The 25916-nt window shown below is 65.8% G+C and carries 21 protein-coding genes; 15 read left to right on the top strand and 6 right to left on the bottom strand.

Annotated features, from left to right (window positions below; genetic code table 11):
• Positions 1-75: 75 nt before the first annotated feature.
• The gene (locus P0Y64_02765; GenBank protein WEK43770.1) at positions 76-1050 is read left to right on the top strand and encodes a L,D-transpeptidase family protein; all 975 of its coding nucleotides are present in this window, start codon (positions 76-78) and stop codon (positions 1048-1050) included.
• Positions 1051-1074: 24 nt separating this feature from the next.
• Here P0Y64_02765 and P0Y64_02760 read toward each other — a convergent pair whose 3' ends face one another.
• Both P0Y64_02760 and P0Y64_02755 read right to left on the bottom strand, forming a co-directional pair.
• Positions 1075-1647 carry a NifU family protein gene (locus tag P0Y64_02760; protein WEK43769.1) on the bottom strand — a complete coding sequence of 191 codons (573 nt, stop codon included), beginning with the start codon at positions 1645-1647 and terminating at the stop codon, positions 1075-1077.
• 54 nt (positions 1648-1701) lie between these two features.
• Positions 1702-2532 carry an aspartyl/asparaginyl beta-hydroxylase domain-containing protein gene (locus tag P0Y64_02755; GenBank protein WEK43768.1) on the bottom strand — a complete coding sequence of 277 codons (831 nt, stop codon included), beginning with the start codon at positions 2530-2532 and terminating at the stop codon, positions 1702-1704.
• A gap of 226 nt (positions 2533-2758) precedes the next feature.
• Here P0Y64_02755 and P0Y64_02750 point away from each other — a divergent pair, with 226 nt between their 5' ends.
• Positions 2759-5707 (top strand): insulinase family protein, encoded by a 2949-nt coding sequence (locus tag P0Y64_02750; GenBank protein ID WEK43767.1) that lies wholly within the window; start codon positions 2759-2761, stop codon positions 5705-5707.
• Positions 5708-5774: 67 nt separating this feature from the next.
• Here P0Y64_02750 and P0Y64_02745 read toward each other — a convergent pair whose 3' ends face one another.
• Entirely contained in the window at positions 5775-7565 is a 1791-nt protein-coding gene (locus P0Y64_02745; protein WEK43766.1) for a long-chain fatty acid--CoA ligase, read from the bottom strand.
• Positions 7566-7712: 147 nt separating this feature from the next.
• Between P0Y64_02745 and ggt the strand changes: the two genes are divergently transcribed.
• From ggt to P0Y64_02680, 13 genes are all read left to right on the top strand, one after another.
• On the top strand, positions 7713-9464 hold the full coding sequence (gene ggt / locus P0Y64_02740; protein ID WEK43765.1) for a gamma-glutamyltransferase: 1752 nt from the start codon (positions 7713-7715) through the stop codon (positions 9462-9464).
• A gap of 272 nt (positions 9465-9736) precedes the next feature.
• Entirely contained in the window at positions 9737-10591 is an 855-nt protein-coding gene (locus P0Y64_02735) for an AraC family transcriptional regulator (protein WEK43764.1), read from the top strand.
• 247 nt (positions 10592-10838) lie between these two features.
• Complete coding sequence (locus P0Y64_02730) at positions 10839-11288, top strand: SUF system Fe-S cluster assembly regulator (protein ID WEK43763.1); 450 nt, start codon at positions 10839-10841, stop codon at positions 11286-11288.
• Complete coding sequence (sufB, locus tag P0Y64_02725) at positions 11288-12751, top strand: Fe-S cluster assembly protein SufB (protein WEK43762.1); 1464 nt, start codon at positions 11288-11290, stop codon at positions 12749-12751. Before P0Y64_02730 ends, sufB begins: the two co-directional genes overlap by 1 nt.
• Positions 12748-13038, top strand: coding sequence for a hypothetical protein (locus tag P0Y64_02720; GenBank protein WEK43761.1), 291 nt, complete (start codon positions 12748-12750; stop codon positions 13036-13038). The genes sufB and P0Y64_02720 overlap by 4 nt, the downstream gene beginning before the upstream one ends.
• Before the next feature lie 34 nt (positions 13039-13072).
• Complete coding sequence (gene sufC / locus P0Y64_02715) at positions 13073-13816, top strand: Fe-S cluster assembly ATPase SufC (protein WEK43760.1); 744 nt, start codon at positions 13073-13075, stop codon at positions 13814-13816.
• Complete coding sequence (locus P0Y64_02710; GenBank protein WEK43759.1) at positions 13816-14889, top strand: SufD family Fe-S cluster assembly protein; 1074 nt, start codon at positions 13816-13818, stop codon at positions 14887-14889. The genes sufC and P0Y64_02710 overlap by 1 nt, the downstream gene beginning before the upstream one ends.
• The gene (locus P0Y64_02705) at positions 14886-16100 is read left to right on the top strand and encodes a cysteine desulfurase (protein WEK43758.1); all 1215 of its coding nucleotides are present in this window, start codon (positions 14886-14888) and stop codon (positions 16098-16100) included. The genes P0Y64_02710 and P0Y64_02705 overlap by 4 nt, the downstream gene beginning before the upstream one ends.
• Positions 16097-16567: an SUF system Fe-S cluster assembly protein gene (locus P0Y64_02700; GenBank protein WEK43757.1), complete on the top strand. Its 471-nt coding sequence runs from the start codon at positions 16097-16099 to the stop codon at positions 16565-16567. Before P0Y64_02705 ends, P0Y64_02700 begins: the two co-directional genes overlap by 4 nt.
• Entirely contained in the window at positions 16567-16923 is a 357-nt protein-coding gene (locus P0Y64_02695; protein ID WEK43756.1) for an iron-sulfur cluster assembly accessory protein, read from the top strand. The genes P0Y64_02700 and P0Y64_02695 overlap by 1 nt, the downstream gene beginning before the upstream one ends.
• Positions 16924-16971: 48 nt before the next feature.
• Positions 16972-18591, top strand: a complete 1620-nt coding sequence (locus P0Y64_02690; protein WEK44948.1) for an alpha-D-glucose phosphate-specific phosphoglucomutase — start codon at positions 16972-16974, stop codon at positions 18589-18591.
• A 195-nt stretch (positions 18592-18786) separates the two neighbouring features.
• Positions 18787-21030, top strand: a complete 2244-nt coding sequence (locus P0Y64_02685) for a TonB-dependent receptor (GenBank protein WEK43755.1) — start codon at positions 18787-18789, stop codon at positions 21028-21030.
• A 64-nt stretch (positions 21031-21094) separates the two neighbouring features.
• Complete coding sequence (locus P0Y64_02680; protein ID WEK43754.1) at positions 21095-22690, top strand: AMP-binding protein; 1596 nt, start codon at positions 21095-21097, stop codon at positions 22688-22690.
• 57 nt (positions 22691-22747) lie between these two features.
• Here the strand turns inward: P0Y64_02680 and P0Y64_02675 are convergent, their stop codons facing one another.
• The 3 genes from P0Y64_02675 to P0Y64_02665 are packed head-to-tail and all read right to left on the bottom strand — an operon-like array spanning position 22748 to position 25684.
• The gene (locus P0Y64_02675) at positions 22748-24028 is read right to left on the bottom strand and encodes a carboxylesterase family protein (GenBank protein ID WEK43753.1); all 1281 of its coding nucleotides are present in this window, start codon (positions 24026-24028) and stop codon (positions 22748-22750) included.
• Complete coding sequence (locus P0Y64_02670) at positions 23967-24386, bottom strand: carboxylesterase family protein (GenBank protein WEK43752.1); 420 nt, start codon at positions 24384-24386, stop codon at positions 23967-23969. Before P0Y64_02670 ends, P0Y64_02675 begins: the two co-directional genes overlap by 62 nt.
• On the bottom strand, positions 24383-25684 hold the full coding sequence (locus P0Y64_02665; protein ID WEK43751.1) for an MFS transporter: 1302 nt from the start codon (positions 25682-25684) through the stop codon (positions 24383-24385). The genes P0Y64_02670 and P0Y64_02665 overlap by 4 nt, the downstream gene beginning before the upstream one ends.
• Between the last annotated feature and the right edge of the window lie 232 nt (positions 25685-25916).

Raw genomic sequence — 25916 nt, 5'->3', positions numbered from 1 at the left:
GCCGGATCGCAACCAGTTCGCGCCACGAAATTTCGGTGATTCAATCCGCTAGCCTTTCGCGCTAAGGCGGTTTCCATGCCGATGTTCGCTTTCCTCGCCGCCGCCGCGATCGTGTCGCAGGCCGCCCCCGTCGACACTGCGGAGCCGAAGACGATCACCGTCACCGGTCGCTCGACGCTCGACAACGCTTCGGCGCTGACCGCGGCCAAGGCGCTGAAGGCGGGTGAATATATGTGGGCGCCACAAACCGCGCCGGCCGGCCCGATCCTGATGGTCGTCAATCTCGCGACGCAGCGTGCCGTGGTCTATCGCAATGGCCTGCCGATCGCGATCACCACCGTCTCGTCGGGGAAGAAGGGGCATGAAACGCCGACCGGCATCTTCACCGTGCTCCAGAAGGAGAAGGAGCACCACTCCAACCTCTACAATAACGCGCCGATGCCGTTCATGCAGCGGCTGACGTGGGACGGGATCGCGCTTCACGCCGGGGCGCTGCCGGGCCACGCCGCGTCGCACGGGTGCATCCGCCTGCCGGCGAAGTTCGCACAGACGCTCTACGGCGCAACCCCGCTCGGCATGACCGTGGTGGTGACGAAGCGTGAGGCGCTGCCCGCGGTGGTGCCCGCCGGGGACGTGATCGCGGCGGCGGCGAAGGGCGGGGCGCCCATCGCCAGCAACAGCGATTTCTGGGATCCCGCGCGCGCGCCCACCGGCCCGGTCTCGATCGTCGTCAGCACCACGGATCGCGCGTTGTTCGTGATCCGTGGCGGGCGGATCATCGGCCGTGCCGCGATCAACGCCAATCGCCAGATCAGCCACCCCTATCTCTATTCGCTGCAATCCGCCGACGCCGCCGGTGCGCGCAAATGGGCACGGATCGGGCTGCCCGGCCAGACGGTCGATGAGGATATGCAGCTTGGCGATATCGACATGACCGCCGCCACCCGCGCGGCGATCGACAGCGTGCTGGTGCCGGGCACGACGGTGGTTGTCACGCCGGATGCGCTGACCGACGTCAGCAGCCTGAAGGATTTCGTGATCGGGAAGTAACGGCCCGGCCGGGGCCGCGCGCGATCAGACCGCGCGGACCTCGGTCACTTCCGGCACATAATGTTTGAGCAATTGCTCGATGCCGTTCTTGAGCGTCGCAGAAGAGGAGGGGCAGCCCGAGCACGCGCCCTGCATCCGCAGATAGACCTTGCCCTTGTCGAAGCCGCGATAAACGATGTCGCCGCCGTCATTGGCCACCGCCGGGCGGACGCGGGTGTCGATCAATTCGCGGATCTGCGCGACGATATCGGCATCGGCCGGATCGTCGGCGAACTCCTCCTCGGCCGGCGGAACCGAGAAATCGGCCGACGCGCGATTGAACAACGGCATCTGCGCGGTGAAGTGATCGAGCAGGATCGCGAGCACGTCGGGCTTCAGCCCGGACCATTCCACGCCCGGCGCGGCGGTTACCGACACGAAATCGCGGCCGAAGAACACGCCGGTCACGTCGCCCAGCCCGAACAGCGCATCCGCCAGCGGGGAGGCTTCCGCTTCCTCGGGTGTCGCGAAATCGCGCGTGCCGTTATCCATCACGGTGCGGCCGGGAAGGAACTTCAGCGTCGCGGGGTTCGGGGTGGCTTCGGTCTCGATCAGCATAGGCCCCATGTGGCGACCGCCCGCCCTCGGATCAAGCGGTGATCGCGCGCGGGCTCACACGTCGAGTTGCTTCACCGCCGCATTCCATGTCTGGATATTGTCGCGCGCCTCCTGCACGAAGGCGGAGCGGCGGATCACGCGCAGGAACGTCTCCGCGATCCACTTGCCCGGATTGCGCAAGGGCCGCTCGAACTGGATCAGCAGCACGACGCGCGTGCCATCGGTGTCGTTCCACACCTCATGCTGATAAGTGTCGTCGAACACCAGCGTTTCGCCTTCGGACCAGCGCACGATGCGATCATGTACCCGCATCCGCACATCGCCGTCGCGCGGCACGACAAGGCCGAGGTGACAGGTGATCAGCCCCTTGGTCACGCCGCGATGATCGGGGATATGCGTGCCCGGCGCGAGGATCGAGAAAAACGCCGAATTCAGCCCCGGAATCCGTTCCACCAGCGCGGCGGTGTTCGGGCAGCGATCGGCATTTTCATCGATGCGGAAGCCATAGCCCCACAGGAAGAACGAGCGCCATTTGTTGACCTCCGCGATCGAGCGATGGTCCGGCGAGATGGTCGACAGGCTGGGGGCGGCATTGCCGCGCAGCGCCACCGCCACCGCCTCGGCACGGATCGCCTGCCAATTCTCGCGCAGCATCTGCGTCCAGGCGAAATCGCGCACGTCGAGCACCGGCTCGTTCGAAACGAGCGAGGAGGAAGCGATCAGTCGATCGAAAAAGCCTCGGAAATGCTTGCCGATCGAAATGATCAGCGGCCGGCCTGGCTCGACCTTCATCCCGGAGCCGGGGGCAGGTGCGCCGGAAATGACGTTGAGATCGGGCACCATCAGCGGGTCGGCGGCGAGCGCGCTGCCCGAATTATGCCCCATTTTCCGGGGCGGCTGCCTTAGATCGAGCTCCACGCGCTTCAGTCCATCCGTTACACCGGCGATATAGCTGCCGGGAGGAAACGCAGCGCCGCAGCAAAGAGGTCCGCAGGGGCCGCAGCCAAATCGCTACCCCTCGTTCGGGTCCAAAACATGGCATGAAAGCGGAAATGTGAAGTTGATGTCGGCGGCGTTGCCGATCGACCACGGTCTCCGTACAAGCAGATGCATGTCGTTCCTGATACGCGCGGTGGCGACGCCGCTGGTCGCCTTTGCCCTTGTCGCCAATGCTGCTGCGCCCGTCCCGGTCGCGCCTCACAAGAAGGCAGTCGCCGCCGCTCCGGCGCCGGTAACGGTCGATACGGCCCCGTGGCTATTCGAGCGTTCGGATATCCCGCCCGATCCGCAATGGCATTTCGGCAAGCTTTCCACCGGGTTGCGCTATGCCGTGCGCAAGAACGGGGTGCCGCCGGGGCAGGTTGCGGTGCGCGTCCGGATCGATGCGGGCTCGCTCAACGAGCGCGATTCCGAACAAGGCTATGCGCATCTGATCGAGCATCTCTCGTTCCGTGGCTCGAAATATGTGCCCGATGGCGAGACGAAGCGGGTGTGGCAGCGGTTCGGCGCCACCTTCGGATCGGATTCGAACGCGCAGACCACGCCGACGCAGACCGTCTATAAGCTCGATCTGCCCGCCGCGACGCAGGACACGCTGGACGAGAGCCTCAAGATCTTCGCCGGCATGATGGCGGAACCGGCGATCACCGAAAAGGGCCTCGCGTCGGAGCGGCCCGCCGTGCTGGCGGAGCAGCGCGAGGCGCCGGGGCCGCAGGTGCGCTGGTCCGATGCGATGCGCGAATTGTTCTTCGCGCATCAGCCGCTGGCCAATCGCTCCCCGATCGGCAATTTGAAGACGCTGGAGGCGGCCACGCCCGCGACTATCCGGGCGTTCCACGATCGCTGGTATCGCCCGGCGCGGACGGTGGTGATCATCTCCGGCGATATCGATCCGGCGGTGGCGGCGAAGCTGGTGGTCAAGAATTTCGGGGACTGGCACGGCAAGGGCGCCGATCCGGCCGATACCGATTTCGGCAAGCCCGACGCTTCCGCCCCCGAAACCGCGACGATCACGGAGTCGGCGCTGCCGCCGGTCGTCTCGATGGCGGTGCTGCGGCCATGGATCTATCGCGACGATACGATCATCTTCAATCAGAAGCGCTTCATCGATTTTCTCGCGGTGCGCGTGATCAACCGCCGGTTGGAAACACGCGCGCGGGCGGGCGGCAGCTTCCTGCAGGCCTCGGTCAGCCTCGATGACGTGTCGCGTTCCGCCAATGTCACCTTCACCAACATTCTGCCCGTGGGCGATGATTGGCATGCCGCGATGAAGGATGTGCGCGCGGTGATCGCCGATGCGATGGCGACCGCGCCGACCCAGCCGGAGATCGAGCGCGAATATGCCGAATTCGATGCCGCGATGCGCAACGAGGTCGGCACCGCGCGGGTGGAGGCTGGCGCGAAGCAGGCCGATGACATGGTCGGCGCGCTCGACATCCGCGAAACGGTCGCGGGGCCGCAGGCGTCCTACGACATACTGAAGCAGGCGCATGACAAGGGCATGTTCACGCCCGATGCACTGCTCGAATCCACCCGTCGCCTGTTCGCGGGCATCGCGACGCGCGCGATCGTCAACACCCGCACCGCCGATGGTGCGACCACGGCGGCGGTCGCGGCCGCGCTCAAGGAGGATGTGTCCGGGCTGGTCGGCAGCCGCAAGGATCAGGCGAGCGTGGATTTCTCGCGCCTGCCGAAGCTGGGCAAGCCGGGCAAGGTGAAGTCGCAGGAGCCGGCGGGCGATCCGGGGCTGGAGAAGATCGTCTTCAAGAACGGCGTGCGGATGCTGCTCTACGCCAATTCATCGGAAACCGGGCGCGTCTATCTGCGCGTCCGCTTCGGGCGCGGCTATGCGACGATGCCGGCCAAGACGTCCACTCCGGCCTGGGCGGGGGATATGGCGCTGGTGCCGTCAGGGATCGGCGATCTCGATCAGGGCGATCTCGATGCGCTCACCAACGGGCGGCGCATCGGCATGGATCTCGATATCGCCGACGACGCGTTCATGTTCAGCGCGATGAGCACGCCCGGCGATTATGCCGACAATCTGCTGCTCATGGCCGATAAGCTCGCCTTCCCGCGCTGGGATGCGGCGCCGGTGGCGCGCGCGCGCGCCGCGATGCTGGCGGGCTATCCGGGGCTCGATGCCTCGCCTGATGGCGTGCTGAGCCGCGAGCTGGAACGCCGCATCCGCGATGGCGATGTGCGTTGGGGCACGCCGGCGCAGGGCGAGGTGGAGAAGCTGACGCCGGAAAACTTCCGCGCCTTCTGGGAGCCGGTGCTGGCACAGGGGCCGATCGAGGTCGACGTGTTCGGCGACGTCAAGGCGGACGAGGCGATCGCGGCGGTCGCCCGCAGCTTCGGCGCGCTCAAGAAGCGCAAGGGCGACACGGCGCCGGTCGTGCCGGTGAGCTTCCCCGCGCACGTCGATACGCCCGTGATCCTCACCCATGGCGGCCCGGATACGCAGGCCGCGGCGGTGATCGCCTGGCCGACCGGCGGCGGGGCTGCGGAGCATGCGGAGATGCGGCGGCTCGACATCCTCTCCTCGGTCTTCGCGGATCGCCTGTTCGATCGGCTGCGTTCGGTCGCCGGCGCGAGCTACAGCCCGTCGGCGCAGAGCCAGTGGCCGCTCGGCATGACGAGCGGCGGCCGGCTCATCGCGGTCGGGCAGGTGCAGCCTGACAAGGTCGATCTGTTCTTCCGCTTGAGCCGCGAAATCGCCGCCGAGCTGGTCGCCAAGCCGATCGATGCGGATGAGCTGCGCCGCACGGTGGTGCCGACGCTGCAATATCTCGCGCGGGCTTCGTCGGGAAACCAGTTCTGGCTGATCCAGGCGAGCGGCGGGGCCTATGATCCGGCGCGGCTCGAATCGCTGCGCACGATGGTCGATGATCTGGCGGCGATCACCCCCGAGTCCCTGCAGGCCACGGCGGCGAAATATCTCGTGCCGGAGAAGGACTGGACGCTCGCGGTGCTGCCACGCGGCAAGGGGGAGGCGCCTGCCGCCGCCACGCCGGCGGCGGCGCCGGCCGCGCGGCCGGTCAGGCCCGCCACCAGATAATCGGCCGCGCCCCGGCCTTCGGGCCGGGCCAGGCGCGAGCGATGGGGCGTGGTGGCGCCGCGCCGCGCTAGCGGTACAGCGCCTCCAGTCGTTCGCCGTAAACCTGCTTCAGCACATGCCGCCTGATCTTCAGGCTGGGCGTGAGTTGCTCGTTCTCGATCGTGAACGGCCCGTCGGCGAGGATGAAGCGCCGCACGCGTTCGATCACCGACAGTTCCTTGTTGGTGCGATCGACCGCGGCGCTGAGCGCGGCGCGATAGGCGGCATTATCCGCCAGCGCGGCGGCATCGTTCGTCACGCCGTTTTCCGCGCACCATTCCTGTGTCCATTCCGGATCGGGCACGATCACCGCCACCATATGCGGCTTGCGATCCCCGGCGATCATCGCCTGCACGATCTCGGGCTGGAGCGTCAGCAGCCCCTCCACCTTCTGCGGCGCGACATTGTCGCCCTTGTCGTTGATGATCAGGTCTTTCTTGCGGTCGGTGATCTTGATCCGCCCGTGGTCGTCGATCTCGCCGATGTCGCCGGTGTGGAGCCAGCCATCGCGCAGCACGCGCGCGGTTTCCGCCTCGTTGCGCCAATAGCCGTGCATGACGAGTTCGCCGCGCACCAGAATCTCGCCGTCCTCGGCGATCACCACCTCGGTATTGGGCAGCGGCGGCCCCACCGTGTCCATCTTCAGCCCCGCCGCCGGGCGGTTGCAGGAAATCACCGGTGCGGCTTCGGTCTGGCCATAGCCTTGCAGGAAGGTGACGCCGAGTGACTGGAAGAATACGCCAACCTCAGGCGTCAGCGGCGCGCCGCCGGAGACCATCGCCTTCATCCGGCCACCGAATTTCTTGCCGATACGCGGCTTGAACATCGCATCGACCAGCAGCGCCTTGGGCCGATCGACCAGCCCGAGCCGCCCTTCATAGCGTTTCACGCCGACATCCAGCGCCATACCGAGCAGTTTCTGGCTCAGCCCGCCCTGCTTCTCGATCGCCTTGGTGATGCGGGTGCGCAGCACTTCGAACAGGCGCGGCACGACCACCATGATCGTGGGGCGCACCTCCTCCATGTTCGAAGCGAGCTTCTCCAGCCCCTCGGCGTAATAGATCTGCCCGCCCACCCCGATCGGGAAATGCTGCCCGCCGCTATGCTCATAAGCGTGCGAGAGCGGCAGGAAGGAGAGGAACACCTCGTCACCCCAGCCGAAATCCTCCGCGATAATTTGCGTGCAGCCCGCCACGTTGTGCAGGATCGCGCCATGATGCTGCATCACCCCGCGCGGCGCGCCGCCGGTGCCGGAGGTGTAGATGATGCAGGCCAGATCGTCGCGGGCGAAGCGGGTGGCCGCGTCCGCCTCCGCCGCCACCGGGTCGGCCGGGTGCGTGGCGATCAGGTCGTGCCAGTCGAGACAGGTGATCCCTGCCTGCCGCAACCGTGGCTGATCGATGCCGATCACGATCTCCGCATGCGTGGTGCGGACCACTGCGCGCATCACCACGTCGGCGAGCTTCTGGTTGGAGACGATCACCGCGCGTGCGCCGGAATTTTCGATGATGTGCGCGTGATCGCGCTCGGTATTGGTGGTGTAGGTCGGCACGGTTACGCAGCCGGCGGCCATGATCGCCAGATCGGAAATGCACCATTCGGGGCGGTTCTCGCTTACCAGCATCACGCGATCGCCCGGCCGCAGCCCTGCGGCCTTCAGCGCGGCGGAGAGGCTGGCGACCTGACGCGCGGCCTCTGTCCAGCTCGTCGCCTGCCATTGTCCGTCGCGCTTTGCCCATAGGAACGGCGCATCGCCCCGCTCCCGCGCGCGGGTGAAGAACATGGTGACGAGATTGGGGAAATGTTCGAGCGTTCGCATACCCTCTCCGAATGCCCGACTTTCGAGCCTTTGTCTTGTGGTGCGAGCTTTAGGCCGGATCACGCGGCGGGGCCAGCCGGCGTGGACGGCGCCGCCGGTGGTCGCTATCGCCGCTGTTCAATCAAAAAGGGTTGCAGGGAGCGTGCAATGAGGCTGGTCAAGACGCTGTATTCCACCGTCGTTGCCGTTGCGCTGGGCGCGTGCTCGGCCAGTTCCGCGCCGCCGCCCGCCGCCGCGCCGATCGCGAAAGCTCAGCCGACCGCGCGGATCTTCGTCGCGGCGGCCAATCCGCTGGCGGCGGAGGCGGGCATGGCGGTGTTGCGGCGCGGGGGCAGCGCGGTGGACGCGGCGATCGCGGTGCAGGCGATGCTCTCGCTGGTCGAGCCGCAGAGTTCCGGCATCGGCGGCGGCGCGTTCATGACCTTCTATGACGGCGCGACGCGCGGCGTGACCATCTATGACGGGCGAGAGACCGCCCCGGCCGGTGCGACGCCGGACATGTTCCTCGATGACAATGGCAAGCCGCTGCCGTTCGCCACGGCGGTGCTGAGCGGGCGTTCGACCGGGGTGCCCGGCGCGGTGAGGATGCTCGCGCTGGCGCATGATCGGCATGGCAAATTGCCGTGGCGCGATCTGTTCGGCGATGCCGAGCGCACCGCGCGCGACGGCTTCATCGTCTCGCCCCGGCTTGGCCGCTTCCTCGGCAGCTCGATGTTCCCGCAATCCTCCGCGCCGGATGTTCAGGCCTATTTCGCGAAGCCGGGCGGTGGCGGGCTGGTCGGTGCGGGCGATCGGCTGCGCAATCCCGCCTTCGCCGCCTTCATCCATCGGCTGGCGAGCGAGGGGCCGTCCGCGCTTTATGCCGGCAAGACCGCGCAGGCGATCGTCGATCGCGTCCATGTCGGCGCGCATCCCGGCGCGATGACGCTGGCCGATCTCGCCGGCTATCGCCCGGTGGTGCGCGAGGCGTTGTGCGGCCCGTATCGCGTCTATCTCGTCTGCGTGCCGCCGCCGCCGTCGAGCGGGGTGGGGCTGCTCCAGATGCTGATGTTGCTCAGCCACACCGATATCGACAAGCGCGGCCCGCAGGATCCGAAAGCGTGGCTCCAGTTCGCCGAGGCGAGCCGGCTGATGTACGCCGATCGCGATCGCTATGTCGGCGATCCGGCGTTCGTCCGCGTGCCGGTCGCGGGGCTGCTCGATCCGGCCTATGTCGCCACCCGCGCCGCGCTGATCGGTGAGCGTGCCGGCCCGGCGCCCGCCGCCGGCACGCCGCCGGGCGCGACCGCCGCCGGCGCGGACCGCACGCTGGAGCCGACCGGCACCTCGCATTTCATCGTGGGCGATGCGCGCGGCAATGTCGTGTCGATGACGACGACGGTCGAATCGATCTTCGGTTCGGGGCGGATGGTCGATGGCTTCTTCCTCAATAACCAGATGACTGATTTCTCCTTCAGTCCGCGCGATGCGGACGGGCGCGCTGCCGCCAATGCGGTCGCGGCGGGCAAGCGCCCGCGTTCGTCGATGACGCCGCTGGTGCTGCTTGACGAACAGCGCGGGTTCGCCGGCGCGCTCGGCTCGGCGGGGGGCAATGCGATCCTCGCTTATGTCGGCAAGTCGCTGGTCGGCGCGGTCGATTGGGGGCTGCCGATGCAGGAGGCGCTGGCGCTGCCCAACCTTGTCGCGCGCGGGGCGATGTTCAACGGCGAGGTCGACAAATTCTCGCCCGCGTTGCTGGCGGGGCTCGCCGCGCGCGGGGTGACGGTCAGGCCGGGGCAGGGCGAGGATTCGGGGTTGCAGGGTGTGATCGTGCGCAATGGCCAGATCGACGGCGGCTATGATCCGCGCCGCGAGGGCCGGGTATTGGTCGAGTCGATTCCCGCGCCGCGCACGCGCTGATTCGATTCAACAGCACGCGGAATCGAGAATATTCGGTGAATCCGCGTGGGATACGAGCCGCTATCTCATTCAATTGTATGAAAGTCCGTGGGGCGACGACGAATCCATCCAATACTTTGCAGCGGGGAAAGTGTCTAAAAGACCTGCGACCCGAAGAGCTTCTGGAAACAGGGGTTCTTACCTAAACGGCCCGGCTGCTTGTGCGGCCGGGCCGCTTTTCTTTTCAGCGATAATGCGATAGAATCGAGCGATAAAACGGGGCGCATTGTAACGTGGCAGACATTCAGCTGGACTATGTTGTCCCAGCCGAGGATCTTCGGCCATATGTTACGTTGTTCTATCATTTCCGCGCGAATGTGCCGTTCTTCGACGATGTCGAGCGCGCGGATCATGCACAGCTGCGGTTCCGTCTGTCGCGCCGCGACGCAAGTTATTCTTTTCCCGACGGAACGGTGCAGGCAGCCGGTGAGGTGCATATCGTAGGGCCGACCAGCGGCGCGATGCGGACGCGCGCGGAAGGCCCGGTCGACGTGATCGGCATGGGGTTGCAGCCGGCGGGCTGGGCGGCGTTGCTGCGCATTGACGCATCGACCATGCTCAACCGCGCGCTGGACGGGGAGGCGTTCTTCGGCACATCGGTGCGGCGGGTCAGCGATCGGATGCGCGCCGCGACGGGAACCGAGGACAAGGTGGCGATCGCCGCCGCCTTCGTGCGCGGCTCGATCGCCAGCGCGGATACCGAGGCGCTGGTCTTCGCGCGGCAGATCGACGCATGGCTGGCGGGCAGCCCCTCGCCCGATGTCGCCGATCTGGTGACGAATAGCGGCGTTTCCCGCCGTCAGGTGGAGCGGCGCTGCAACGCGCTTTATGGCGCGCCGCCCAAGTTGCTCGCGCGCAAATATCGCGCGCTCCGCGCCGCGGTGGCGCTGGCCCAGGGTTCGACGACGCTCGACGAGCTGATCGCCGAGGGATTTTACGACCAGTCCCATCTGATCCGCGAATTGAAGCAATTCACCGGCCTCACCCCGCGCCAGCTCCGCACCGAGCCGAGCCATCTCGCGCAGCTCACCATGTCGCAGCGGCTGGCGCTGGGCGGGCAGGTGCACCCGATCATTTCGGAGACCTAGGCATCGCGGCGACGCTCCGGCAAAGCCGGAGTGGGCGTTGGCACCCCTCGACGAGCGGGCTCGGCCATGTCGCAACCATCCTTCCCTGAAGGTCGCCCAAACACTATCGCCGCTGCTGGCCCGGCCAATAACGCGCCGCCGGCTCATCCATCCGCGCCATTCGCCGCCCCGCGCTTGATTTCCCGGGCCAACGCGACCATCTGCCCAATCGGAACGAATCAATCCGATTGGTCGAAACCTTAAAGTCATGCGCCTGTCGAGCCTTGCCGATTATGCGGTCGTCCTGATGTCCGCTGCCGCGCGCCATTGCGGCGGGGCGGGGCGTCTCAACGCGACCATGCTGGCGGAAGAGACGGGCGTGCCGTTGCCCACCGCGCAGAAACTGGTCAGCCGGCTTTCCGCCGCAGGGCTGATCGAAAGCGCGCGTGGCACCGGTGGCGGTTTCCGGCTCTCGCGTCCACCGGCGACGATCAGCCTTGCCGATATCGTCGAAGCGGTGGAAGGGCCGATCGCGCTCACGTCGTGCGTCGACGCGGGCGATCATGAGTGCGCCATTGAAGGGAATTGCCGCGTGAAGCCGCATTGGAATGTCGTGAACAACGCGGTGCGCGGCGCGCTCGCCGGGGTGACGCTGGCGCATCTCGCCGCGACGCCGCTGTCGGGCGAACCGGCGGCGCATCAGGAGGTGATGGCGTAATGGCCACCAAGAATGCCGAGGCGCTCGCTGCCGTCTCGAAGAAATATGAATGGGGTTTCGCCACCGATATCGAGCAGGATTTCGCGCCCAAGGGCCTGTCCGAAGATACGGTGCGTTATATCTCCGCCAAGAAGGGCGAGCCGCAATGGATGCTCGACTGGCGGCTGAAGGCCTATGCCAAATGGCTTGAGATGGAGAGCCCCGAATGGGCCAAGCTCAACATCCCGCCGATCGATTATCAGGATGCTTATTACTACGCCGAGCCGAAGCAGAAGAAGACGATAAGCTCGCTCGACGAACTCGATCCGGAAATCCGCCGCACCTATGAAAAGCTCGGCATTCCGCTTGAGGAGCAGAAGGTGCTCGCCGGTGTGGAGGGCGCGCGCAAGGTCGCGGTCGATGCGGTGTTCGACAGCGTGTCCGTCGCGACGACTTTCCGCGAGGAGCTGAAGGCGGCGGGGGTGATCTTCCTGTCGATCAGCGAGGCGATCCGCGAATATCCCGATCTGGTGAAGAAGTGGCTCGGCAAGGTCGTGCCGCAGCACGATAATTACTTCGCGACCTTGAACAGCGCGGTCTTTTCCGATGGCACGTTCGTCTACATTCCAGAGGGCGTGCGCTGCCCGATGGAGCTGTCGACCTATTTCCGCATCAATGCGGAGAATACCGGCCAGTTCGAGCGCACCCTGATCGTCGCGGACAAGGGCGCCTATGTGTCCTATCTCGAAGGCTGCACCGCGCCGATGCGCGATGAGAACCAACTCCACGCCGCCGTGGTCGAGCTGGTTGCGCTCGACGATGCCGAAATCAAATATTCCACCGTGCAGAATTGGTATCCCGGCGATGAAAACGGCGTCGGCGGCATCTACAATTTCGTCACCAAGCGCGCTTTGTGTCAGGGCAAGAACAGCAAGGTCAGCTGGACGCAGGTGGAAACCGGCTCCGCGATCACCTGGAAATATCCAAGCTGCGTGCTGGCGGGCGAGAACAGCGTCGGCGAGTTTTATTCCGTCGCGGTGACGAACAACCGGCAACAGGCCGATACCGGCACCAAGATGATTCACCTCGGCAAGAACAGCCGCTCGACCATCGTGTCGAAGGGGATCAGCGCCGGGCATTCGGACAACACCTATCGCGGGCTCGTCCGCGTCGCCCCGACGGCCGAGGGCGTGCGCAACTTCACGCAATGCGACAGCCTGCTGCTCGGCGATCAGTGCGGCGCGCATACCGTGCCCTATATCGAGGTGCGCAACCCATCGGCGCAGATCGAGCATGAGGCGACGACCAGCAAGATCAGCGAGGATCAGCTGTTCTACGCCATGTCGCGCGGGCTCGATCAGGAGGCGGCGGTCGCGCTGATCGTCAACGGCTTCGCGCGCGAGGTGCTCCAGCAGCTCCCGATGGAATTCGCGGTCGAGGCGCAGAAGCTGCTCGGCATCAGCCTTGAGGGGAGCGTCGGGTGATCCTCGCGGCGATGTTGCTTCTCGCCAGTGTTCAGGATGCGCCGCCGCCCGCGCAGCACGATGTCGTCGTGGCCGCGCTCAAGCGGCTGCGGATCGCGACGCAGGTGGAGGGCGGCAAGGTGCAGGGGTGCCAGGCGCGCGTGTCGAGCGGCGATGCCGATATCGACCGCGTGGCATGCGATGCGACCGTCGCCTGTTTCGACGGCGGCGTGACGCAGGCCGAGCCGCTGGCCAATTGCGTAGAGGTGAAGGTGGCCGCGTTCGTGCGGGGGCGGGACAGGCAATGAGCCGCCGCGATACAGGAATTGAAAGAAGCAGTGCATGTTGAAGATTGAAAACCTCCACGCCGAAGTCGACGGCAAGCCGATCCTCAAGGGGCTGACGCTCAGCGTCAACGCGGGCGAAATCCATGCGATCATGGGGCCGAACGGCGCGGGTAAGTCGACGCTGGGTTATGTTCTCGGCGGCCGCCCCGGCTATGAGGTGACGGAAGGCTCGGTGACGTTCGACGGGCAGGATCTGCTCGAACTCGAGCCGCATGAGCGCGCCGCCGCCGGGCTGTTCCTCGGTTTCCAGTATCCGGTCGAGATTCCGGGCGTGTCGAACGTCCAGTTCCTGCGCGAGAGCCTCAACGCCCAGCGCCACGCGCGCGGCGAAAAGCCGCTGTCGGGCGGCGAGTTCCTGAAGCTCGCCCGCGAACAGGCGAAGCAGCTCGAAATGGATGCCGAGATGCTCAAGCGTCCGGTCAACGTCGGCTTTTCCGGCGGCGAGAAGAAGCGCAACGAGATGGTGCAGATGGGCGTCATCGCGCCCAAGTTCGCGATCCTCGACGAGACCGACAGCGGCCTCGATATCGATGCGCTGCGCATCGTTGGCGATGGCATCAACCGCATCATGCGGCACGCTGACAAGGCGGTGCTGCTCATCACCCATTATCAGCGGCTGCTCGATTACGTGAAGCCCGATTTCGTCCACGTCCTCGATGACGGCCGCATCACGCGTACCGGCGGGCCGGAGCTGGCGTTGCAGCTCGAACGCGAAGGCTATGTGGAGGTGGCGGCGTAATGAGCGCCGTGCTCGATCTTCCTTCCCCCCGCGAGGAGGCGTGGCGCTGGGCCGATCTCGGGGCGCTGGCGAATGCCGCGACGCTCGCGCCGGTGGCAGCACCCGAGGCCGATTTCCTCGATCTGCGCGGCGCGCGCCTGCTGTTCGTCGATGGCGTGCTGGATGAGGCGCGCAGCACGCTGCGCCGCGTCGTGCTTGCGGAGATCGACGCGGGCACGCACCCGCTCGGCCGCCGCGCGACCGGCAAGGGCTGGGCGCTGCGGCTCGATGCCGAGGCGGCGGCGGACCCGGTGCAGATCATCCATGTCGCGACAGGCGGCGAAAGCCATCTGCCGGCAGAGATCGTGCTGGCCGACGATGCGGTGGCGGAGGTGGTGGAAACCTTCGTCGGCGCGGGCTGGGCGAATTGCTTCACCCGCGTTTCGCTCGGCACGGGCGCGCGGCTGATGCGCTCGGTGCGGCTGCTCCAGTCGGCGGGCTTCGTTTCGCTGCGTGAGGAAACCCGCGTCGCGACGGCGGCGAGCCTCGTCACCATCTTCCTCGGCGTCGGCGGGCAGAGCAGCCGGATCGACGCGGAACTGACGCTGGCCGGCGACGGCGCGTTCGTCGATTACGGCGGCGCGCTGCTGACGCGTGACGAGCAGCGGCAGGAATGCGCCGTCTCCGTTCGCCATGTCGCCCCCAACGGCGCCAGCAACCAGACCTGGCGCGCGGTCGCCGCCGATCGCAGCCAGACGAGCCTCGCCGCGCGGGTCGATGTCGCGCGCCACGCGCAGAAAACCGATGGCGTGCAGAGCCTGCGCGGGCTGCTGCTCGATCGCACCGCGACCGTGAACCTCAAGCCCGAGCTGGAGATTTTCGCGGACGACGTGAAATGCGCGCATGGCGCGACGGTCGGCGAACTCGATGCGCGCGCGCTGTTCTACATGCAGAGCCGTGGCATCGCCCCGGCCCGCGCGGAGGCATTGCTGACCCACGCCTTCGTCGCCGACGCGCTCGATCGGATCGGGCATGATGCGGTGCGCGACGTGTTCGCGGCGGACGCCGATGCATGGCTGGACGCGGCGCTATGACGACGCTCGCCGCCGCTGAACGCCTGCTCGACGTGGTGGCGGATTTCCCCGCAATCCCCGCCGGTTGGGCGTATCTCGATACCGCCGCGACCGCGCAGAAGCCGCAGGTCGTGGTCGATGCGATCGCGCGCGGCTATGGCGAAACCTACGCCACGGTGCATCGCGGCGTCTATCAGCGTTCCGCCGACATGACGCTTGCGTTTGAGGCGGCGCGGCGGCGGGTGGCGGAATTCATCGGTGGCCAGCCGGACGAATGCATCTTCGTGCGCGGCGCGACGGAGGGGATCAATCTCGTCGCGCAATGCTGGGCCGCCAATCAGCTCAAGGCGGGCGACCGCATCCTGCTCAGCCAGCTTGAGCATCATTCCAATATCGTGCCGTGGCAGATGGTGGCGGAGCGCGTCGGCGCGGCGATCGACGTTGTCCCGCTCACCGCCGATCACCGCATCGATCTGGACGCGATGGCGGCGATGTTGCGGCCGGAGCATAAGCTGGTCGCGCTGGCGCATGTCTCGAACGTGCTCGGCTCGGTGCTCGATGCGCGCCGCGCCGCCGATCTGGCGCATGGTGTCGGCGCGAAGATCCTGATCGACGGGTGCCAGGCGGTGGCGCGCCTGACGGTGGACGTCGCGGCGCTCGATTGCGATTTCTACGTCTTTTCCGGGCACAAGCTCTACGGCCCAACCGGGATCGGCGTGTTGTGGGCGCGTGCCGAGCTGCTCGATGCGATGCCGCCATGGCATGGCGGCGGCGCGATGATCGATCGCGTGACCTTCGCCAAGACCACTTATGCCCCGCCGCCCGCGCGGTTCGAGGCGGGGACGCCGCATATCATCGGGGTGATCGGGCTTCACGCCGCGATTGATTATGTCGCCGGGCTTGGGCTGGATCGCATCCACGCGCATGAGGCGGCGCTGGTCGCCGAGGCGCGTGCGCGGCTGATGCAGCTCAATTCGGTGCGGCTGTTCGGGCCGGCGGAATCGGCCGGGATCGTCTCCTTCACGGTCGATGGGGTGCATCCGCACGATGTCGGCACCATATTGGATGAAGCGGGTGTGGCGATCCGCGCCGGCCACCATTGCGCGCAGCCGCTGATGGAGGCGCTGGGCGTGGAGGCGACGGCGCGTGCCAGCTTCGGCGTGTATAATGGCGCGGCGGATATCGAAGCGCTGGTGAAGGGTATCGAGCGAGTGACGAGGATTTTCGGATGAACGACCCGATCCGCATCGAGGAAGTGGACGCAGTGGCGTCGCCGCCCCGCGCGCGTGTTGAGGATGCGCAGGAAACGGTAAGCGAGACGTTCGAGCGCAAGCGCGATTATCTCTCCGGCTTCCTCGCGCAAAAGCCGGCCGCCGCCGCTGCGGGCGAGCCGGGTGGCGCGCTTTACGAGGCGGTGCTCGATGCGCTGAAGGAAATCTATGATCCCGAAATCCCGGTGAACATCTATGATCTCGGGCTGATCTATGGCGTCGAGGTTACTGACGATGGCCATGCCGTCGTCACCATGACGCTCACCACGCCGCATTGCCCGGTGGCGGAATCAATGCCCGGCGAGGTGGAGATGCGGGTCAGCGCGGTGCCCGGCATCGCCTTCACCGATGTGAACCTTGTCTGGGATCCGCCATGGGATCCGGCCAAGATGTCGGATGAGGCGCGGCTCGAGCTGGGGATGTTGTGATGAGCGAGGTGAAGGCCCGTGTGCGCCCTGCCGCGCTCATCCTCACGCCGACAGCAGAGGTGCGGATCGCCGCGCTGATGGCCAAAGCGCCGCAAGGGGCGATCGGCGTCAAGCTCTCCACCCCGCGTCGCGGCTGCTCGGGCCTCGCCTATTCGGTCGATTATGTCAGCGAGGCGGTGGCGTTCGACGAGAAGATCGAAACGCCGGGCGGCACGCTCTATGTCGATGGCGGGTCGATCCTCTATCTGATCGGCTCGACGATGGATTGGGTGGAAGACGATTTCGCCGCGGGCTTCGTCTTCAACAATCCCAATGCCAAGGGCGCGTGCGGCTGCGGGGAAAGCTTCACCGTCTGATGCGCGTCGGCGCTTGCCGGGGGCGACCCCGGCATGCTTCAAGCCGGCATGATCGAAACCGTCGCCACCACGCCTTATCCTGATCAGCAGCCGGGCACCTCCGGCCTGCGCAAGAAGGTCCGCGTCTTTCAGCAGCCGCATTATGCGGAGAATTTCATCCAGTCGGTGTTCGACGTGGTGGAGGGGAAGCAGGGCGCGACGCTGGTGATCGGCGGCGACGGCCGGTTCCTCAACCGTGAGGTTACGGCCACGGCGATCCGCATGGCGGCGGCCAATGGCTTCGGCCGGGTCGTGGTGGGGCAGGGGGGTATCCTCTCGACGCCCGCCGCCTCGCATCTGATCCGCAAGCGCGGCGCGATCGGTGGGCTGATCCTGTCCGCCAGCCACAATCCCGGTGGCCCGGATGAGGATTTCGGGATCAAGTACAATGTCGCCAACGGCGGCCCCGCGCCGGAGAAAATCACCGAGGCGATTTTCCACAGAAGCGCCGCGATCGACACCTTTCGTATCGTGAACGTACCGGCTGTGGATATCGACACACCGGGAATTTCCACACTCGCCGGCCTCGAGGTCGAGGTGATCGACCCAGTCGCCGACTATGCCGACATGATGGAGCGCTTGTTCGATTTCGCCGCGATCCGTGGCGCCGGGCTCAGCATGAAGTTCGATGCGATGAGCGCGGTGACCGGGCCTTATGCGATTGAAATTCTTGAACGAAGATTGGGGTTCGCGCCGGGGACGGTGTTGAATGGAACACCGCTGGAGGATTTCGGCGGCCACCATCCCGATCCCAATCTGGTCCATGCGCGCGCGCTTTATGATCTGATGATGGCGCCCGATGCCTCCGATTTCGGCGCGGCGTCTGACGGCGATGGCGATCGTAACCTCATCATCGGACGCGGTATTTTCATCACCCCGTCCGATAGTCTCGCGATGCTCGCCGCCAATGCGCATCTCGCGCCGGGCTATGCCCATGGGCTGAAGGGGATTGCGCGCTCGATGCCGACCAGCGCGGCGGCCGATCGCGTCGCGGCGGCGCTCGGCGTGCCTGCGTTCGAGACGCCAACCGGCTGGAAGTTCTTCGGAAATCTGCTCGATGCCGGGATGGCGACGATCTGTGGCGAGGAAAGCGCGGGCACCGGATCGGATCATGTCCGCGAAAAGGACGGGCTGTGGGCGGTGCTGTTGTGGCTCAACATTCTCGCCGTCACGGGCAAGTCCGTGGCGCGGATCGCGCACGATCACTGGGCGCGCTTCGGCCGCAATTATTATGCGCGGCACGATTATGAAGCGATCGAAAGTTCACACGCCAATGCGCTGATGGTCGAATTGCGTGCCGCGAGCGTCCGCCTTCCCGGCCGCGCTTTCGGCCCGCTCACCGTCGCGGCGGCGGATGATTTTGCCTATCACGATCCGGTCGATGGCTCGGTCAGCGAGCGGCAGGGCGTCCGCGTGCTGTTCGAAGGCGGCAGCCGCGTCGTGTTTCGCCTCTCCGGCACCGGCACCAGCGGCGCCACGTTGCGCGTCTATCTCGAACGCTATGAGCCGGTCGGCGGCACGCTCGACGCCGATACGACCGCGATGCTCGCGGACATCGCCGCCGCCGCTGAAGCGATCGCCGGCATCACCCGCCACACCGGCCGCACCGCGCCCGACGTCGTCACCTGACACAAAGCGGTCAGAAGCCGCCCCCGACAATTTTCGCATCTCAATTCACGCGCCGGCCCGGCGTGAGGGGACGCCCATTGCGTTTGTGCCGTTCATTCACTCTGGTGAGAATTAATGTTGCAACCTACACGTCTTTGCGCCAACGTTTCGCAGCGGCGCCGGGGAAAGGGCGCTTAAAAGATTGGGGAGGATGTGATGAAGGGATTGGCATGGCTGTTGGGCGCGTCGGCGCTCGCATGTGCCTGGAGCGGCACCGCAGCGGCGCAGGAAGCGCCTGCGCCACAGACGGCCGCAACCGCCGACGAAAGCGACGTCATCGTCACCGCGCAGCGCCGCAACGAAAATCTGATGAAGACCCCGGTGTCGGCTTCGGTGCTGTCGGGCAACCAGCTTGAGAACAAGGGTGTTCTAAACGTCGATGCGCTCCAGTTCGCGATGCCCAGCGTGGTGGTTAACAACTTCGGCCAGGGCAATGATTTCAACGTCCGCGGCATCGGCAAGGCCGAGCACAACACGCAGACGACGACCGGCGTGATCACCTATCGCGACGGAGTGCCTTCATTCCCGGGCTATTTCCAGATGGAGCCCTATTTCGACGTCGCCAATATTCAGGTGCTGCGCGGCCCGCAGGGCACGATCGTCGGCCAGAATGCGACCGGCGGCGCGGTGTTCGTCAACACCAACGATCCGATCATCGGCGGCGGCTTTCACGGCTATGCCAATGTTAATTACGGCAATTACAACGATTTGGGCGCGCAGGGCGCGATCAATCTGCCGGTGAGCGATACGTTCGCGGCGCGCGTGGCCTTTTATGGGCAACGGCGTGACAGTTTCTACAATATCACCGGGCCGGGCGGCGCGGCCTATACCGGCAACAAGGGCGATCTGCGCAGCATCGCCGGGCGAGTGAGCCTATTGTGGAAGCCGAACGACCGCCTGTCGATCCTGTCGAAAACCGATCTCGATTACCTGGACATGGGTGGTTATCCGGCCAGCCCGTATCTCGATTATTACAAGAACTATCCCGGCACCTCGACGCCGAATCCGGGCCATCGCGACCTGTTCGACATGGCGCTCAATTCGCCGCAGGCGGCGCGGGACAAGTTCCTGCGCACGATCCTGAAGATCGATTATGAGTTCGACGGCGGCATCAAATTCCGTTCGGTCTCCGGCTTCCAGAACGGCAATACGATGTACCGTGCCGATCTCGATGGCACGGCGGCGACGGCCAGCACCGCGACGACGAAGAACTCGACCTTCTTCGACAGCGTCACCGAAACGCAGTTTTCTCAGGAATTCAACCTGATCTCGCCGGACGATCGCCGCGTTACCTGGCTGGTCGGCGCGTCGGGCTTGTGGAACACCTATTTCTTCCTGAAGCCCTATCAGTTCGTGATCGACGCGCCGGCGGCCGGCCAGCCGCTGGGCACGGCAGCGGGCCAATATAAGCTTCAGGGGCGCAATCCGGAGCGGTCGCTCGCAGTATATGGTCAGGTCGGCTTCGGCATCACGCCGAACTTGAAGCTCGAACTGGGCGGGCGCTATACCGCCAGCCGTTCGACCAATTATGTCGATGTGCTCCAATACGGGCTCTACATTCCGGCGGTTCAGACGACCAGTTCGGACAATTTCTCATACAAGGCGTCGCTCGGCTGGAAGGTCAGCGCGGATCATTATCTCTATGCTTTCGTCGCGACCGGCTTCCGCCCCGGCGGCCTTAACGTGCCGGTCGGCCTCGGCCAGCCCGATCCGTTCAAGCCGGAGGAAGTGATCTCTTACGAGGCTGGCTGGAAGGGCAATTTCGCCGGTGGACACCTCCGCACGACGATCACCGGCTTCTACAATGATTACAAGAATTTCCAGGTAATCATCGGCTATCCGACCTTCCCGACCTTCGGGATCGAGCTGAACGTTCCGAACAGTACGAAGATCTACGGGTTCGAGGCCGAGGCCGAAATACGGGCGGGTGGCTTCTCGTTCGATGCCGGCATCAACGTGCTGCACAGCGAGCTTGGCACTTTCTACGCCAGCGATCCGCGTATCCCGAGCGTTCTGCCCTGCGCGTCGCTCACCGGGCCGTCCAGCGTCACCTGCATCAACCTTGCCGGGCGGCGGCAGACTTATGCGCCGAACCTGACGTTCAATGTCGGCGCGCAATATGAGATCCGCGCCGGCAAGGACGACAAGATCATCCCGCGCGCCAATTTCGGCCACGTCGGCGCGCAATGGGCGACCCTGTTCGAAAACGCGGCGCTGGGCGACCGGCTTGTCGCGCGCAACATCCTGAATGCGCAGCTCGCGTGGGAGCACAAGTCCTGGACGGTTACCGCTTACGGTACGAACCTGACCAACCAGCATTATCCGGCGGCGCTCAACAGCGGGCTCTATTTCGCCGGTGCTCCGCGCCAATACGGCGTCAAGCTGCTCAAGGTGTTCTGATCCTCTCGGGCCGGTCGCTTATTGGCGGCCGGCCTTTTCTGTTCCTCCAAGCGTTCACGGTGCAATGCAAGCTTACGGCCTGACGGTAGACAAGTTCCTGGATCATGCCGCGAAGTGGTTTCACGACCGCGAAATCGTCGGGGGAGAAGCGGGGCATGGGGCAACCCGGATCGATTATGCGGGGCTGCGCGAACGCAGCAATCGCATGTCGGGGGCGTTGCTCTCGCTCGGGCTTGCGCCGGGGGATCGCGTGGGGACGCTGGCGTGGAACACGCAGCACCATCTGGAGCTATATTATGCCGCGATGGGCGTGGGGTTGGTGTGCCACACGCTTAACCCGCGGCTGACGCCCGCACATCTCGCGGCGATGATCAACGAGGCGCAGGATCGCGTGCTCGCGGTGGCGGCGGACCTGTTGCCGCTGCTGCGCGAGGTAGCCCCGATGTGTCCGGGGATCGAACATGTCATCGTGCTCGATGGTGTGGTGACCGAGCACGAATGGGGCGCGGCGCACCCGGCGCGGCTGTGGTTGCATGAGGCGCTGCTCACCGCGCATGGCGTGACCTGCACATGGGGCGGGTTCGACGAGAATGCGGCGGCCGGCCTGTGCTACACCTCCGGCACCACGGGTAATCCGAAGGGCGTGGTCTATACCCACCGCTCGAACTATCTTCACACGCTGCGCTCGCTCCAGGCGGACGCGATGGGGCTGACCGCGAGCGACACGCTGTTGCTCGCGGTGCCGATGTTCCACGCCAATGGCTGGGGCCTGCCGTTCGCCGGCCCCGCGGTGGGGGCGCGGCTGGTGTTGCCCGGCCGCGCGCTCGACGGTGCGAGCCTCGCGCGGTTGATGCGCGACGAGGGCGTTACGCTGGCGGTGGGCGTCCAGACGGTGTGGCTCGGGCTGGCCGATCACCTTGAAGCGACGGGCGAAGACCTGCCGGCGTTGAAGCGCGTGCTGATCGGCGGCTCGACCTGCCCGGATGCGCTGATCCACCGGCTTGAACGGCAGCTCGGCGTCGAGGTGCAGACCAGTTGGGGGATGACGGAGCTTTCCCCGCTCGGCACGATCGCGCCAGCCGGCGGTGGACAGAATCTTGCCGGTGCTTCGGGCCGGCCCCCCATGGGGCTCGATCTCAAGCTGACCGATGCGGCGGGCGATACATTGCCCGAACAGCGCGGCGTGTCCGGTCACCTGAAGGTCAGGGGGCATAGCGTGCTCGATCGCTATTACCGGGCGGAAAGCGATGCGCTGGACGCCGAGGGCTATTTCGATACCGGCGACCTCGCGACGATCGACGCGGGCGGCAATCTGACGATCAACGGCCGCGCCAAGGATCTGATCAAATCGGGCGGCGAGTGGATCAACCCGACCGAAATTGAGGCGATCGTCGGCACGCATCCTGCGGTGCGCCATGTCGCGGTGATCGGTCGCACCGATGCGAAATGGGGCGAGCGCCCGGTGCTGATCGTCGAGATGCAGGGCAGCGATACCGATCCGCGCGCGCTGCTCGCCATGCTTCGCGGCAAGGTGGCGGACTGGTGGGTCCCGCAACAGGTGGTGGAGATCGCCGAGATGCCGCTCGCGGCCTCGGGCAAGATCGATAAGAACCGGCTCCGCGCAAACTATGCCGATCCGGCAACGGTGGCGCACGCTTAGCCCGGGGTCGAGCGGGGCGCGATCAACCGTAAAGGTATCGCGCCCCGCGACACGGATTTAGTCGCCGCAACCGGGCGCTTTTGGCGGCAGCTTCGGCGCGGCCAGCCCGACGTTCCAGTTCCAGCCGATCTTGCCGGTCGCCTTACGGCGGCACATCACTTCCTCGTTGAGCGCGTACATGCCCGGCATCAGCCCGGTCGCCGGTTGCGGCGCTCCGGCGAAGTGCATGTAATTGCCTGCTGTTCCATAAGCGGACCATTCCGCCGTGTCGCGCGCCACGGGCTGCCCCGTGCGCGCGAAGCTCGTCCAGTAATCCGCCAACGCATCGGAAAGCGCCTGTTCGCGTGCGTCGCTTGGAATGCGCGGCCAGCGTGGCGGGGTGCGATCCATCGTGCCGAAGAGATACGGCAATTCGCTGGCGTGGAATGCATGCAATCCAGCCTCGTCCATCGCGGGATAGCCGTGATCGAACAGGTAGAGATAGGCAGGCTGGCCAAGCGCCGTCTGCTTGCGCGCCAGCCGTTCCGCCGTCCAGCTGTAGAGCCCGTCGCGCGTCGTCGCGAGAATGCTCTCCTCGTAATCGCTCGCTGGGTAAAGCCGCAGGAACGCATCGGCGAGTTCGCCGTAACGATCGCGGATCGCTGCCTCATAAGCAGCCGCGCTGTCGGGCGCCTTGGGGGCAAGCGCCATGAGCGAGCGGATTTCGCCCTGATTGAAACCGGCCATCAGCGGCACAGGCGCCTGCTTCCCCTCGTCGAACGCGGAGACCATCTGTTGCGGCAGCACCATTCCATCGACGGTGCCGAGCGGGATAAAGCCCATCTTCGCGGCGGCTTCGGTAACGGCCTGTCCGTCCAGCCCGCGCAGCGCCGCCAGACTGGGTGCTTGCAGCCCGCCCCCCAGCATCTGGCCCATCGCCTCGCCAGACGGCACGCCGAAGGCGATGCGCTTAAGCTCGGGGGTGGAGATCATATAGGCGCTTTGCGCGATCGCCTTGTGGAACAGCCCGCGCGCCAGCGGCGATTCGAGCAGGTACATCACGCTCAGGCCGCCGGCGGATTCGCCCATGATCGTCACGTTGCCGGGATCGCCCCCGAACGCCTCGATATTATGGCGCACCCAGCCGAGCGCGGCGATCTGGTCCAGCAGCCCGTAATTGCCGGAAACGCGCTGCGGCGATTCCTTGCTCAACTCGGGATGGGCGAGATAGCCGAGCACGCCAAGGCGATAGTTGATCGATACGACGATCACGCCGCGCTCGGCGAGCTTGCGCCCGTCATACATCGGTTCGCGGCTCGATCCGCTGGTCAGTGCGCCGCCGTGGATCCACACGAGCACCGGCGCCTTGGCCGCATTGGCCGGCGCCCCAGATGTTGAGCGTGAGGCAATCCTCGCTCGTAGGCATCGGATCGCCGGAATAGATGTTGGGCGCCTTCACGGCCGGCTGGATGCAGGCGGCGCCGAACTCGGTCGCGGCGCGCACATCCTGCCAGCGCGCCATCGCGACCGGCGCGCGCCAGCGCAGCGCGTGGACTGGCGGCTGGGCATAGGGAATGCCCTTGAAGACGCGAAGATCGCCCTCCGTGCTGCCGCGCACGGCGCCCGAAGGCGCGTTGACTACGGGGCCGGTTTGCGCGGCGACAGGGCCGGCCAGTGCCGCGACGCCGAACGCGAGCAGATGATGAAAACGGATCATGCGTTGGTCTTTCCTTCGGCGCGCAGCACGCGAGCCAGCCACAGGAACAGGGCGATCGCGATCAGATAGAATGGCGATAGCGTGTAGAGCGAGGCCTGGAGCGAATGCGCCACGCCGCGCGCCGCGAACCAGTCGCTCGCCGCGCCGACATAGGTCGGGCCAAGGCCCAGCCCGATGAAGTTCATCACCAGCAGCAGCAGCGCGCCCGAAAGCACGCGCTGGTCGGGGCGAACCTCCTCCTGCACCAGCGCAACCGATGACGAGAGGTAGAAATAGTTGAAGAAGTTGACGACCGTGAGCAGCGCGAGCGCCAGTGGCCATTGCTCAGCCCATACGAAGGCGATGTAGAACGGCATCGCCAGCGCGAGTGATATTGCCGGTGCGGTGGCATAAGCGACGCGCGAACGGCGGGTGAAGCGATCGATCACGCGGCCCGAAACCAGCATTCCCGAGCCCATACCGATCAGCATGACGAGCGCGTACCAGATGGCGATCTCGCCCAGCGACATGCCCTTTTCGCGGATCAGGAACAGCACCGCGAAATTGCCAAGGCCATAAGTGACGAATTGCGTCGCGCCGCTGCCAAGCGAGGCAAGCATCAGCACCGGATTGGTGAAGAACATCCGCACCGTTTCCCAGAAGCCGGCCTTTGCGGGCTGTTCGAGGGCGGTCGCGACGGGTCCATCAAGCGCGCCGCGTGCGGGTTCGCGCATGAAGATGCGCAGCAACACGGCAGTGACAAGCCCGACGATGCCGATCGCGACAAAGGCGACGCGCCAGTCGAACAGTGCGGCGATCGTCGCGCCAAAAGCGATGCCCAGCGCCGCGCCGATCGGCGGCCCGAGATTGTAGATGCCGAATGCGATGCCGCGCCGCCCCGGCGGGAAGGTATCGGTAATCAGTGCGTAAGACGGGGGCACGCCGCCCGCCTCGCCGAAGCCGACCGCCATCCGCGCGACGACTAGCTGCGGGTAGGTAGCAGCGATTCCGCAGCACGCGGTCGCCGCGCTCCAGATCGCGCAGGCAACGGAAAGGACGGTAACGCGGTTGGCACGGTCTGCCAGCCAGCCGACCGGGATGGCGATGAAGCAATAGAAGAAGGCGAAGTATAGCCCGCCGATCAGCCCAAGCTGCCCGTCGGTGATGTGCAGCGAGTCCTGAATCGGCTTGGCGAGAATGCCTAGCAACTGCCGGTCGAGGAAATTGAGCACGTAAACAAAAGTGAGGACGGCAAGCACCACCCAGCGGCGTGCGGGGGTTGCGACCGTTTCCGGAGCGGCTGCGGCAGCGCCTGCCATCCGTCAGCGCGCCCGGCGGTTGGAGAGCGTCGATGGTGGCCGGCGATCACGATTGCATGTATCGCCCGACATCCGGGATCGGCTCTTCATTTTCCTGGTCATCCCGCCCCTCCCAGCAGTCATTTTTTGCTTATCGAGTATCATGGCTGCATCGCATCGCGGGTGTCAATACACACTATCGTGTGTGTGAATGATCTGCGATCCAACCAAGGCGCTTGACGGTCGGGCCGTT

The organism is Candidatus Sphingomonas colombiensis (assembly GCA_029202845.1).
In the GTDB taxonomy this organism is placed as follows: domain Bacteria; phylum Pseudomonadota; class Alphaproteobacteria; order Sphingomonadales; family Sphingomonadaceae; genus Sphingomonas; species Sphingomonas colombiensis.
This window is presented reverse-complemented; position numbering and strand designations above follow the sequence as displayed.